Source organism: Halobacillus sp. B23F22_1, from assembly GCF_043497005.1.
Taxonomy (GTDB): domain Bacteria; phylum Bacillota; class Bacilli; order Bacillales; family Halobacillaceae; genus Halobacillus_A.
Window position 1 is genome coordinate 1,096,827 of sequence record NZ_JBIEKE010000001.1, and the last position, 13,081, is coordinate 1,109,907.

13 protein-coding genes are annotated in these 13,081 nt (G+C 41.7%); 12 read left to right on the forward strand and 1 reads right to left on the reverse strand.

Annotated features, from left to right (window positions below):
- Nucleotides 1-14: 14 nt before the first annotated feature.
- The 5 genes from ACGTNH_RS05675 to ACGTNH_RS05695 all read left to right on the forward strand — a co-directional run bounded on the left by ACGTNH_RS05675 (nucleotide 15) and on the right by ACGTNH_RS05695 (nucleotide 4,990).
- Complete coding sequence (locus ACGTNH_RS05675; protein WP_394585645.1) at nucleotides 15-1,337, forward strand: ABC transporter substrate-binding protein; 1,323 nt, start codon at nucleotides 15-17, stop codon at nucleotides 1,335-1,337.
- On the forward strand, nucleotides 1,338-2,216 hold the full coding sequence (locus tag ACGTNH_RS05680) for a carbohydrate ABC transporter permease (protein ID WP_394585646.1): 879 nt from the start codon (nucleotides 1,338-1,340) through the stop codon (nucleotides 2,214-2,216).
- Entirely contained in the window at nucleotides 2,203-3,033 is an 831-nt protein-coding gene (locus tag ACGTNH_RS05685) for a carbohydrate ABC transporter permease (RefSeq protein WP_394585647.1), read from the forward strand. Before ACGTNH_RS05680 ends, ACGTNH_RS05685 begins: the two co-directional genes overlap by 14 nt.
- Nucleotides 3,034-3,140: 107 nt before the next feature.
- The gene (locus ACGTNH_RS05690) at nucleotides 3,141-3,896 is read left to right on the forward strand and encodes a sugar phosphate isomerase/epimerase family protein (RefSeq protein ID WP_394585648.1); all 756 of its coding nucleotides are present in this window, start codon (nucleotides 3,141-3,143) and stop codon (nucleotides 3,894-3,896) included.
- 11 nt (nucleotides 3,897-3,907) lie between these two features.
- Nucleotides 3,908-4,990, forward strand: a complete 1,083-nt coding sequence (locus ACGTNH_RS05695; RefSeq protein ID WP_394585649.1) for a Gfo/Idh/MocA family protein — start codon at nucleotides 3,908-3,910, stop codon at nucleotides 4,988-4,990.
- A 127-nt stretch (nucleotides 4,991-5,117) separates the two neighbouring features.
- Here the strand turns inward: ACGTNH_RS05695 and ACGTNH_RS05700 are convergent, their stop codons facing one another.
- Nucleotides 5,118-5,342, reverse strand: a complete 225-nt coding sequence (locus ACGTNH_RS05700) for a DUF3892 domain-containing protein (protein ID WP_394585651.1) — start codon at nucleotides 5,340-5,342, stop codon at nucleotides 5,118-5,120.
- Between the two features lie 220 nt (nucleotides 5,343-5,562).
- Here ACGTNH_RS05700 and ACGTNH_RS05705 point away from each other — a divergent pair, with 220 nt between their 5' ends.
- From ACGTNH_RS05705 to ACGTNH_RS05735, 7 genes are all read left to right on the forward strand, one after another.
- Entirely contained in the window at nucleotides 5,563-7,140 is a 1,578-nt protein-coding gene (locus ACGTNH_RS05705; protein WP_394585652.1) for an ATP-binding protein, read from the forward strand.
- A 6-nt stretch (nucleotides 7,141-7,146) separates the two neighbouring features.
- The gene (locus ACGTNH_RS05710) at nucleotides 7,147-7,836 is read left to right on the forward strand and encodes a response regulator (protein WP_394585653.1); all 690 of its coding nucleotides are present in this window, start codon (nucleotides 7,147-7,149) and stop codon (nucleotides 7,834-7,836) included.
- Between the two features lie 202 nt (nucleotides 7,837-8,038).
- On the forward strand, nucleotides 8,039-9,037 hold the full coding sequence (locus ACGTNH_RS05715) for a tripartite tricarboxylate transporter substrate binding protein (protein WP_394585654.1): 999 nt from the start codon (nucleotides 8,039-8,041) through the stop codon (nucleotides 9,035-9,037).
- 25 nt (nucleotides 9,038-9,062) lie between these two features.
- Nucleotides 9,063-9,500 carry a tripartite tricarboxylate transporter TctB family protein gene (locus ACGTNH_RS05720; RefSeq protein WP_394585655.1) on the forward strand — a complete coding sequence of 146 codons (438 nt, stop codon included), beginning with the start codon at nucleotides 9,063-9,065 and terminating at the stop codon, nucleotides 9,498-9,500.
- A 16-nt stretch (nucleotides 9,501-9,516) separates the two neighbouring features.
- Nucleotides 9,517-11,004 (forward strand): tripartite tricarboxylate transporter permease, encoded by a 1,488-nt coding sequence (locus tag ACGTNH_RS05725; RefSeq protein WP_394585656.1) that lies wholly within the window; start codon nucleotides 9,517-9,519, stop codon nucleotides 11,002-11,004.
- A 330-nt stretch (nucleotides 11,005-11,334) separates the two neighbouring features.
- Nucleotides 11,335-11,655, forward strand: a complete 321-nt coding sequence (locus ACGTNH_RS05730) for a VanZ family protein (protein ID WP_394585658.1) — start codon at nucleotides 11,335-11,337, stop codon at nucleotides 11,653-11,655.
- Between the two features lie 328 nt (nucleotides 11,656-11,983).
- On the forward strand, nucleotides 11,984-13,036 hold the full coding sequence (locus tag ACGTNH_RS05735; protein ID WP_394585660.1) for a TRAP transporter substrate-binding protein: 1,053 nt from the start codon (nucleotides 11,984-11,986) through the stop codon (nucleotides 13,034-13,036).
- Nucleotides 13,037-13,081 lie beyond the last annotated feature (45 nt).

Below are 13,081 nucleotides of genomic sequence, written 5' to 3' on the forward strand. Positions count from 1 at the left end.
AGAGGGGAATTTAAATGAAAAACCTGCTTAACCTTCGTTTATTCGTTCTTATGTTTGCGAGTGTTCTAGTCGTTGCCGGCTGTCAGTCTGAAAGTAATGGAGATGGTGGTTCAGGTGAGGATGGTTCTGTTGAGTTTGAATTCTGGGCTGCACCAAACCCAGCGCAGGAAGCATTCTGGGAAGAAATGGCTCAACAGTACATGGAGGAAGAGGAGAATGTAAGCATTAACGTAACGCCAATGCCGGAAAGTCCTTCTTCTGAAGCGGGCATCCAGTCAGCTATTGCAGCTGGAAATGCTCCCGCGATCTCTGAGAATATCTCTAGAGGATTCGCCGCACAATTAGCGGGCAGTAACGCGATTGTTCCTTTCAATGAATTTGACGGCTATGATGAGCTAATTGAGGAACGTCAAATGGAAGAAACGATGTCATCGTGGAAATTTACTGATGATCAGCAATTTGTTTTACCTGTCTATTCAAACCCTATGCTGTTTGCGTGGAGAACAGATATTTTACAAGAATTAGGCTTTGATGAAGCTCCACGTACGTACGATGAAGTATTAGAAGCTGGTGAAAAACTGAAAGAAGAATACCCGGAAAAATATCTCTGGTCACGAGCAGACTTAGTACAACCGACGTGGCATGCGAGATGGTTTGACTTCTTCATGCTTTACAATGCGGCTTCTGATGGCAACAATTTTGTAGAAGGGAATGAAGTGGTTGCAGAGGAGGAAGCAGGTGTAGAAACGTTTGATTTCTTCAGCGAAATGGCCGAAGGGGATATGCTTTTAACGCGTGAAGCTACGGATCCATTTGAATCAGGGGATTCGATCATGATGGACATCGGGCCATGGACGTTTTCTTATTGGGATGATAAATTCCCTGAAATGGAAGAAGGAGAAACGTATGAACTAACGATGCCTCCAGTCCCTGGTGAAGAAGGGACTGAAAATCCGAAGACTTTTGCTGATACGAAGGGTCTTTCCATTTATGCATCAGCTACAGAAGAACAACAGCAAGCGGCTTTTGATTTCGTGAACTGGGTTTATTCTGATGCAGACAACGACTTAAAGTGGTTTGAAGATACGAATCTGCCTCCAGCACGTGATGATTTAGCGACAAACGATGCGTTCACAGAATTCCTTGAAGAGCATCCGGAACTTACAAAATATGCAGACAACATTCCCAATGCCGTGCCCCCCATTGATAGTGAACAAACAGCAGAAATTCAAGAACTAATCGGCACGGAAGGACTAAACCCTCTCGTTAAAGGTGAAAAAGAGCCCCAACAAGCGTGGGAAGATGTAATCAATTCCATTGACGGGGTGTTGGAGTAAATGGACAAGAGTAATGCAAGGTTGGGTTGGCTTTTTGCCAGCCCTTACCTTATCTATTCACTCATTTTCTTTCTTTTTCCCTTATTGTGGGCCACTTATCTAGCTTTTACCAATTGGAACTTAATCGCTGCAGATTATGAATTTGTCGGCATTCAAAATTTCATAGAAGCCTTCTTTAGTGAGAGTGTGCGGGCGGCTTTCTTTGTCACATACAAATTTCTCGGAATGTTCGTTCCGATTGTAGTGGCTGGAGCTTTGTTACTCGCGATGCTTATTCATACACTGCCGAAGTTTAAAGGATTGTTTTCCGTGGCATTCTTTTTACCTTATTTAGCCTCGGGGGTAGCTTCGGCAATTGTTGTAAACGGTGTGTTATCCCACAACAGTCCATTTAATATCTGGCTGCGAGGAACATTTGGTCTTGATATCGACTGGTTAGGTTCTTCTATTTTAGCACCATTAATTATTGCACTTATGATGGCCTGGAAATTTGCCGGTTACTACGCGCTTCTTTTTGTGGCAGGTCTTGAAAGCATTCCTAAAGAAGTATATGAAGCTGCTGAAATGGATGGGGCTGTGGGGTTGAAAAAGTTTTGGTACGTAACCATTCCCATGCTTTATCCTTCCTTTTATACGGTCACAATTTTAGCAGTCGGACTCATGTTTGGTATTTTTACCGAGCCTTATGTTTTAACAGGCGGTGGGCCGGACCTGGCTACCCATACGTGGCAGTTAGAAATCTACAGCCAGGCGTTTGAACGACTAAACGCAGGCTATGGAACGGCCATTGCCGTTATTAATTCGATTGTTACATTTGGTTCAATACTCGTCTTTCGTAAAATTCTAGAAAAATGGGGTGCGAGACATGGCTGGGAATAACAAACTTAAATTAACATTGCTGTATACGGTGGCCTTTACTGTGCTCCTCGTTATGGTCTCCCCTTATATTTACATGGTGCTCGGCTCATTTGCTGTATGGGATCAAGTCGACCGAAAGTTAATTCCAACTGAATTTACACTCCGATCTTATGAATGGCTCTTCTTTGGAGGAGAAGGAGCCAATGCTCGACCATGGATGCGCTCCTTTTTTAATAGTGTAATCGTAAGTACCACTTCTTCTATCCTGATGATTGCGACAGCTCTGCTCGTTGGTTACTCCTTAGCAAAGCTTAAATTTAAAGGGAACCGGCTGATTAACAACGTCATTTTGTTTCAAATGTTCTACCCGGCTGTCATTCTATTAATCCCACTATTCTTAATCATTCGTTACTTTGGAATGTATGACACATACTGGGCAATGATTCTTCCAAAGGCCGTGAACTTATGGGCGATCTTTATGTATACCAACTTCTTTAGAGGGCTGCCGAATGAATTGATAGAAGCAGCGAAGATTGATGGTGCCAGTCAATGGAAGATCGTTTGGAAAATTGTTCTGCCGATGTCTAAGTCGATTACGACGATTATTTTCTTATTTGTATTTATGGAAAGATGGGTAGAACTGTTATGGGATATGCTAGTCGTCAATAGTGAAGATATGCTGACGTTAAACGTATTGTTAGCGCAAATGTTCGGACCTTATGGAGGTTACCCCGGACCGATGTATGCCGCGTCCGTATTATTAACCCTGCCCATCCTAATTCTATTCATCATCTTCAGCAAAAACTTCAAAAAAGGCATGCAGTTTGTATTGAAATGATTGCGTACCAGGTACGCAGAGAGAGAAATTGCGTACCTGGTACACCGATATTAACTACCGGTACCTGGTACCCAGAAAGAAAAGAAAAAAATTAAATAAAAAGAGGAGTGGGAGAAATCGCACAGATTGGGTTGCAGCTTTATTCGTTGAAGGAATATACGGAGAAGGACTTTTTAGGTACGCTCGAAAAAGTGGCTCAAGCAGGTTATGATGGCGTGGAGTTTGCTGGGTATTTCAATACCCCAAGTCACAAGCTTAAGAAAAAGCTGGATGCTCTCAATTTAAAAGCAGCGGGCAGTCACATTGGAATTGATGATCTTGAGCAGAATTTAAACGAAATGATTGATTACTCGCTGGAATTAAACAGCCCTTACATTATCTGTCCCGGTTTACCTGAAAAGTATCGAAATAGCGCCAGCGCCTATAAACGAACGGCTGAGTTGTTTAATCAAATTGGCGAAAGGTGTCGAAATAACGGACTGCAATTTGGCTATCACAACCATCACGTGGAGTTTGAGAAATATGATGGCGAGTACGGTCTAGATATTTTAGTGAATCATACAGGAAAAGAAAACCTTTTTATCGAATTGGATACGTATTGGGCTGAAATGTGCGGCATTAAGTCCATTGACCTTATCGAAAAATATAACCAGCGATGCAAGATGCTTCACATTAAAGATATGGACAAATTTGAAGTGAAAAGAAACGTAGAAATTGGCAAAGGCACAATGAACTTCAGGGAAATTGTAAGTGCCGGTAAAGCTCAGCAAGTAGAGTGGTATACGGTTGAGCAGGAGAATTTTGATAAGGATCCTTTAGTAAGCATTAAAGAAAGCTTTCATTATTTAAAAAGCATTTTGTAGGAGGATGAAAAATGGTAAAACCTAAACTTAAAATAGGTATAGTAGGCTGTGGTGGTATTGCCAATGGAAAGCAGATGCCCAGCCTTTCAAAGGTAGAAGCTGTTGAAATGGTCGCTTTTTGTGACATTATTGAAGAACGAGCGCAAACAGCGGCACTGGATTATGGGGCGCAGGATGCTAAAGTATTCACAGATTTTTATGACTTATTAAATGAAGATCTGGATGTGGTCCACGTCTGCACTCCAAATAAGTCGCATGCTGAGATCAGTATAGCCGCACTGGAGTCAGGTAAACATGTCATGTGTGAAAAACCGATGGCCAAAACTGCTGCAGAAGCAAGAGAAATGGTAGAAGCAGCGAAACGAAGCGGAAAAAAGCTGTCGATTGGCTATAATAATCGATTCCGTAACGACTCTCAATATTTAAAGAAAGTTTCTGAAGACGGAGAGTTTGGAGAGATTTATTTTGCAAAAGCTCATGCCATTCGAAGACGTGCCGTACCGACATGGGGAGTCTTTTTAAACGAAGAAGAACAAGGTGGCGGACCGCTGATTGATATTGGGACGCATGCCCTCGATTTAACGCTATGGCTGATGAATAATTATGATGTGAGAAGCGTCATAGGTAACGTATATCACAAGCTTTCTGATAATAAAGATGCCGCTAACGCATTTGGTCCATGGGATCCCAAAGAATTTAACGTAGAAGATTCTGCTTTCGGCTTTATCACCTTGAAAAATGGCGCAACGATCATTTTAGAATCCAGCTGGGCATTAAATTCGCTTGATGTAGGTGAAGCGAAAAGTACGCTTTGTGGAACAGAAGGTGGAGCGGATATGAATGATGGTTTGCGTATCAACGGAGAAAAATATGGCAAACTACATACAACAAAACCTGAATTAGATGCCGGCGGAGTAGACTTCTACAGCGGGGAAGACGAAAGTGACAGCGATCGAGAAGCAAGATTATGGATTGAAAGCCTGCAGAATAATAAAGAGCCAGTCGTATTGCCGGAACAGGCGCTCGTCGTTAGTGAGATTTTAGAAGCAATTTATCAATCAGCACGTACAGGCCAACCCGTCTATTTTGAATAGGAGCCAAAAGTCGGTACCAGGTACAGAAAAGAGAGAAGTATGTACCAGGTACACAGAAATAAAAATTAAGTAACAGGTACACAAAAAGAAGTCGAGGACTGCACCCTTGACTTCTTTTTGTAGTGAATTAAAACGTCGGAAGATTATCTAAGTTATTATTAGGATCGCCGTCCGCATTGCCGCGAATGACAGGACGTCCATTCCTCGCCTTACCTACGTTCGCTCCTTGTATTGTTCCACTTTCCACAGCCGCTATCGCTTCCTCATAAGTTAGTTCTTTCCCGCTTGAAGTCTGAAAGCTTACAATATCGCCATCCGCATTTTTACGAACGCGCTCAAAGTATTCAGCCATAACTTCTCCCTCCTTTCATAATTGTAGTATGAGGAAGAAAGAGGAAATTGATACAGTGCGGTGTACCTGGTACGCAGAAGGGATAAAAAGGTACCAGGTACATAATCTTCATTAAAAGGTACCAGGTACACCACAATCAACTTTCTGTACCAGGTACCGACAAATACATCTCCATGTTAAGATAATATGAAATGCAGCGTTTACATAAGGGGTCATGGTGATGAATAGCAGGATTAGATTTTCACTTAAGACAAAGATTCAGGTACTGATTTTTACGTTAATCATATCGGTCATCCTTATTCTTTCTGGTATTTTTACTTATTTTGAATTTGAGCAGACGGAGGAGCACATGGGCGATATGGCATTACATACGGCCACGACCATTTCCTATATGCCTTCCATAAAAGAGGCGTTTGAGACCGAAAATCCTTCTGAAGAGATTCAGCCGCTTGCTCTGGAAATCCAAAAACAGGTGGGGGCTGAGTTTATTGTCATTGGGAATGAGCAGAGCATCCGCTATGCTCATCCAAATGAAGCGCTCATCGGCCAAAAGATGGTTGGCGGAGATAATGAGCGGGCACTTGAGGAAGGGCGTTATTACGTGTCGCAGGCGGAAGGGACGCTCGGTCCGTCTTTAAGGGGCAAGGCACCGATCGTTAATGATAAAAATGAGATCATTGGCGTCGTCTCAGTTGGCTTTTTAATGGAAGATATTTATACGACGTTCTTTAACACATTAGGAAAAATTGCCGGGGTGTCTTTCCTCGTTTTAGTCATCGGCGGCCTTGGCGGTTATATGCTTACACGCAGTATCCGGAAGGACACGATGGGACTTGAACCCTATCAAATTGCTGCCCTTTATCAAGAACGTGAAGCTGTTTTATCTTCAGTGAAAGAAGGACTCATTGCAATTGACAAAAATGCCCGCGTCACCACGATTAATGCAGCCGCGAGAAAGCTGCTTCGCCTATCAGGGGAAGTTACTCAACAACATATTCAAACCATTTTTCCAAACTCAAAAATGGAACGCGTGCTTCGTTCAGGTAAGGAAGAGCGTGATCAAGAGATTTCACTTGGTGATCGCATGGTCATAGTTACACGTACACCTGTTATAGAAAACGATGAAGTTGTAGGTGTGGTCGCTAGTTTTCGTGACAAGTCTGAGGTTCGCGAGATGGTTGGAGCTCTATCGGAAATTAAGCGTTACTCTGAAGGACTGCGCTCTCAAACCCATGAGTATGCCAATAAAATGTACGTATTGCTTGGCCTTCTTCAATTAAAAAATTACGACGAAGCGGTGGATTTAATTCAAGCCGATTTTCAATCTGTCCAGTATCAATCGAATCGTCTGGAGCAAATTAAGGATGACACGGTGCAGGCAATATTATTGGGGAAAATCAGTAAGGCTTCAGAGCTGAAAATTGATTTTGTCGTCGATGAAAATGCTTCAATCGAAACTATGCCAGAGCACATCAGCCGTTCGAAGCTCGTAACTATTTTAGGTAATTTAATCGATAATGCATTTGAAGCTGTTAAAGACCAAAACGATAAGAAAGTCACTTTTTCTGCAACCGATATAGGACGTGAAATTATATTTGAAGTCAGCGATAACGGACCGGGGGTTCCTGAAGAGGTTATACCTTATATTTTTGTAAGAGGATTTTCAACGAAGCAGGGAGAACATAGGGGGTTCGGACTTTCCAATGTGCGTGAAATTGTGGAAGAACTTGGAGGAACATTTGAACTGGATTCCAACCCATCAACTGAAACTACTTTTTCTGTGTTTTTAACAAAATAGAAAGGAGTGAGAAAATTGATCAAAGCAGTCATAGCAGAAGATGATTTTCGTGTAGCCGATCTGCATGAAAAATTTTTAAAAGAAGTAGATGGTATAGAGGTGGCAGCAAAGGCATTAAATGCAGAAGAGGCATTACAGGCAGTGAATCAACATCGGCCGGACCTGCTATTATTAGATGTGTATATGCCGGATCGCTTAGGGACCGAGCTGCTGCATGAATTAAGAAAGACGTTTCCTGAACTCGATATCATTATGATTACTGCCGCTACGGAAAAAGAAATGATCACAATGGCACTCAATTACGGTGTCGTTGATTATATTATTAAGCCAATCTCAATGGATCGATTTTTACATACCATTGAATCCTACCAAAAGAAAAAGCATTTCATGAACAGCCAGGAGACGTTTGATCAGCAAACAGTTGATCAATTAATTAGAAAGGAGAAGCCGGAAGAACCGCAGGAAGCATCTGTTCCAAAAGGGATCGACCAGCTGACATTAAAAAAAGTAAGGCAGCTGTTAAAAGATAATGCAGAGGAAGGGATAACGGCAGAGCAGGCCAGTCACTATATGGGCGCCTCAAAAACGACAGCCCGCCGCTATTTAGAGTATTTAATTTCTATTAATGAAGGTGTCGCGGAAATGAGGTATGGCAAAGTAGGACGCCCGGAAAGAAAATATTTTTATCACAAATAGTCGCTTAAAGCGGCTATTTTTTTGAGTGAAAATACGGCCAAATTAAGAAATTCACCAAGTTTATCGGTCCAGTTCATAAATTTTATGTATTTAATTACGTTAACGTTTTTAAAAAAGCTAATTTTGAAAACGGTTACATAACTACTCTACTCCTTTACTATATGAATTAATTCTAAATTTTCTAAAAAAGGTGGGAGCTCATATGAAGAAAATTGTAGTGTTCGGCATCATCCTTTTATTAATGATATTGACGGCGTGCAATAAGGATCAATACGCCAGTTCCGAAAACGGCGAGTGGAAGCCGCAGCAGCCGATTGAGCTGGTTGCCCCTGCAGGTGCAGGAGGCGGTTGGGACACAACGGCCCGTAGTGTGAGTCAAGTGATGGAAGAAGAAGGAATAGTAGATGAAGATATTGGCGTTGTGAACAAACCTGGCGGAGGCGGTGCTGTTGGCTGGGCTTATATCGATGGGAAACAAGGCAATCCTCACAATCTTTTTGTGGGATCTCCTCCATTAATTTTTATTCCGTTAAACGGCCAGTCGCAACTCGGTTATGAGGACTTCACTCCATTGGCGAACATGATTGCGGACTATGCTGCTTTTGCCGTGAGAGAGGATGCAAAGTGGGATAACTTAAATGATTTGTTCGACGATATGAAAAAAAATCCTCAAGACATTACCGTTGTCGGCACTTCATCCCCCGGCTCAATGGACCATATGCAGTTCGTGAAAATTGCTAAGGAAGCAGGCGTTGATATTACAAAAATTAAATACGTTTCTTCACAAGACGGCGGCGCGCTTACACAAGTGCTAAACGGAAATGCAGATGTGTTCTCAACAGGGGTGGCTGAAACCGTAGAGCAAGTTCGAGCTGGAAAAATTAAAGTGCTCGGCATTACGGCAGAAGAAAGATTAGAAGGAGACGTATTGTCTGAATTCGCTACCGCTAAAGAACAGGGAATTGACGCAACATTCACCAACTGGAGAGGTTTCTTTGGACCAAAAGACATGGACGAAGGGCAAGTAAAATATTACGAGCAGGCTTTTAAAGAAGTTAGTGAGTCTGAAGCTTTTAATGAAATTCGTGAAAAATACGGGTGGGACGAAATGTACATGACGAGCGAAGAGTACAAAGAATATCTCCATGAACAAAATGAGGAACTAAACGTTTTACTCGAGGAAATGGGATTAGCAGAATAGTTTTAATTAAAAGGAGGTGACGCATATGATTCAAACATTAAATCAGAAAGTAAGTCTCGTACTCGCTGCTATAGCGCTCGGCTATTTATATTTAAGCTATAACTTAAAAGAGTATCCATACGTTCCGGTGGATTCCGACTTAGTGCCAAAAGTGTTAGGTTACATCCTGCTGGCATTAGCGATTGCTTTGTTCTTTGATAAGTCATCAAAACGAGTGGTGCCAAAGAAAGAAGTCCTTGTTATGGCAGCGGTTGGCGGCATGGTTTTCCTCTATATTTTTTTATTTGAAATCCTGGGCTTTCTTATAACAACGTTTCTATTTATATTGGCCTGCTCTACGTTTCTTGGCTATCGAAAATGGGGGACGAGTCTTGTCGTATCCATCGTGTTTCCTGGGGCTTTATACTACGTATTTAATTATTTACTACAGATTAGACTGCCACAAGGCATACTACCATTTTAAAAGGTGTTGATATCATATGGGTGGACTAGACGGATTGCTGCAAGGCTTTCAAGTCGCGTTTAGTATAGAAGGGATTTTATTTGTCTTTATTGGCGTATTTATAGGGACCTTTATCGGCATGATGCCAGGTCTTGGGCCGATCAGTGCGATTGCTATTATGATCCCGGTCACGTACGGGATGGATCCAACGACTGCGCTCGTCATGATGGCAGGTGTATATTACGGCGCTGTATTTGGAGGATCGACCGCCTCCATTTTATTGAATGCTCCTGGGATTTCGGGGACGGTAGCTACGGCGTTTGACGGCTATCCGATGGCGAAGCGTGGTGAGGCTGGGAAAGCGCTAGCTATCGCTGCTGTTTCATCTTTTGTAGGTGGAACGGTATCCGTTGTGTTACTTATGCTGTTTGCACCTGCTTTAGCTCAGGTAGCTGTGACCTTTGGTCCTCCCGAATATTTTGCTCTCATGTTTATGGGACTCATGGCGATCTCAAGTCTCTCAGAGGGCTCAACGATCAAAGCACTGATCTCAGCCACGCTTGGTTTTATGGTCGTAACGATTGGGATTGACGGACAAACAGGCACACCGCGTTTTACGTTCAACAATCCCAATTTACTAGAAGGCATCGACTTTCTTGTCATTGCTCTTGGGTTATTCGCTTTAGCCGAAGTTTGTTTTCTCATTATCAATCGAAAAGATACCTCTTTATCAGATAAGGCAAATGTCGGAAGCATTAAATTGAAAAAAGAAGACTTGAAAGAAATGCGCGGCCCTATGTCACGCCAATCTTTCTTAGGGTTTGTGTTAGGCGTGCTTCCCGGCGCCGGCGCGACCATTGCTTCTTTTATCGGCTACATTACAGAAAAGAAAATCGCCAAAAAACCAGAAGAGTTTGGAAAAGGGTCCGTCCGGGGACTGTCAGCTCCTGAAACCGCAAACAATGCAGCTACAAGCGGGGCCTTCGTACCACTGCTCAGCTTAGGAATACCAGGATCAGGAACGACAGCCGTCATGCTTGGTGCTTTTCTCGTCTTAGGCATTCAACCAGGCCCTTTACTCGTGCAGGATCATCCTGATATTTTCTGGGGCATCATTGCCAGTATGTACATCGGGAATATCATTCTTCTCGTGTTGAATTTACCGCTGATTCCTTATATATCAAAACTGTTAAAGATTCCACGGCCACTTCTGATCTCACTGGTCATTATTTTCAGCTTAATCGGAGTGTACTCCGTGAGTTTTAACATCTTTCATTTGTACGTCTTATTGATTTTTGGAGTCATCGGTTACTTAATGAGACTGACATCTTTTCCAGCTGCGCCGTTTATCCTGGCCTTTATTCTGGGAGGGATGATGGAACAATCTCTTCGTCAGGCATTAACAGCATCTAATGGAAATTATATGGTGTTTATTACTGAACCGATCTCTCTTACGCTGCTTATTATAAGCTTGTTATCTTTCTTAGTTCCTCTAGTAAGAAGAAGATGGCAAGTAAGATCGTAAATAAAAGAGTAGGACGGCATATAAATAATCCGAACGATTCTATTGAATCAGTTCGGATTATTTATATGACATCGATTGTACTCCGCTTCCGTAGGCACGGCTCAATTTCCTCAGAAAGGAAAGAACGCACTCCTGCACTTTTTTACTTAAGTTCATTTAGTATTAAACAAAGCTAACCTTTCCAAAATGGGAATATGTCTCCCAAAAGAAAGGAAAGTTTTTTATGAAAAAAATTCTTTTCACTCTGCTTCCAATTATCTATATGATTCTTATATGGATCCAGCCCAGCTACTCCGTCACCGCCATTAAAAGTTTCATAGGGACCGGCCAATGACCATTAATACATTATTAGAAAACTTACATTTTATTGAATTTGCAATCTTATATCTTTTGATTATTGTAGCATTGGCAGCCAATCAACAGTTCAGCCGCACGACAAGTCTGATTGCTGCGGTCATCGCTGTGATGTATGGTGTTGTGGATGAAATTCATCAGCTATTTGTAGTGGGGAGATCTTTTTCAGCAGCTGATCTTGGTAAAGACGCGGCAGGAGTAATCGTGGCTTGGACCTGGATTCAGTTAACCTATTATAAAAAGAGTATAAGATTAAATGGTATAAGGGAAAGAGCGATCAATAGTCACAAAACGTGACTCTGATGGCTTTTTAAGTAGATTATAATAATATATTTCTTTTTCTTAGAAAAAAATAAAAAATTTTTCGATAATTCCATTGTAATAAAAAAATATTATTGTATAATCAAACTTATAGAAAAAATATTTCATTCATATTACAGAAAGCGAGGTGAATGAAAACAAGAACGGTCTTTTTTTATAACATTTATTGTAAGCGGTTACCTCTGTGGTGTATCTAATATACATACCAATCGTTTATTCAAAGTTATAAAGAAGATCAGGACGAGAGAGTTAACAATTCGAGGCTAGTAAGTCCTCGGAAATTATATTTAAAAGGGGTTTCATTATGAAAAAATTTTTTATGGCATTATTTTTTGTTCTTTTAATAGGAGTACTAGCAGCTTGCGGCAATGCAGATTCTGAGTCAAGCAGTGGAGATAGTGACGGCGGAGATGAAAGCGCTTCAGGTGGTGAGGAAAAAGTAATCAAAGCTGGTATTGGTCTAAATGATGATCATCCTCAATATAAAGGATTGTTAAAGTTTAAGGAAATTGTTGAAGAAGAAACTGATGGAGCTATTAAAGTGGAAACGTATCACAGCGGACAGCTTGGTGATGACCGTTCTATGACAGAAGCACTTCAACTGGGAAGCCAGGAAGTTACCATTCCTTCAACGGCCCCTCTGGCAAACTTTGTATCTGATTTCAGTGTTTTCGATATTCCATTTCTATTTCCGAATGAGCAGGTAGCTGATGAAGTATTAGATGGTGAAGTTGGCCAGGATCTTCTTACTAAACTAGAAGATCAAGACTTGGTAGGTCTTACTTACTGGGAAAATGGGTTCCGTGATTTAACAAACAGTAAAAGAGCCGTTGCTTCTGTAGATGATTTTGATGGTCTTAAGATTCGTACGATGGAAAACGATCTTCACTTAGATGCATTTAAAGAGCTGGGTGCTAACCCAACACCGATGGCATTTACTGAATTATTCACAGCTTTGCAGCAAGGTACTGTTGATGGACAGGAGAATCCTTACGCAACAATCTATTTAGAGAAGCTGTATGAGGTGCAGGAGCATGTATCTGATACGCACCATATTTACAGCCCGTTCGTCTTCCTTATGAGTAAGTCTTTCTACGATGGCCTGACTGAAGATCAGCAGACGATTATGAAGGATGCAGCTGTTGAAGCTGGGCAGGAACAGCGTGAAATGAACCGTGAAGCAAATGAAGAATATTTGCAGTCTCTTCAAGATGAAGGCATGGAGTATACAGAAATCTCGGATGAAGATCGTGAAGAAATGGTAGAAACCGTGCAGCCGGTCATTGAAGATTATAAAGAGAAAATTGGAGAAGAAACGGTAGACAAAGTCTACCAGGCGATTGAAGATGCTCAGTAAAGGGAGAGGGGATTAGTCCCCTCTTGCTTTTTCATAAGAGAGATA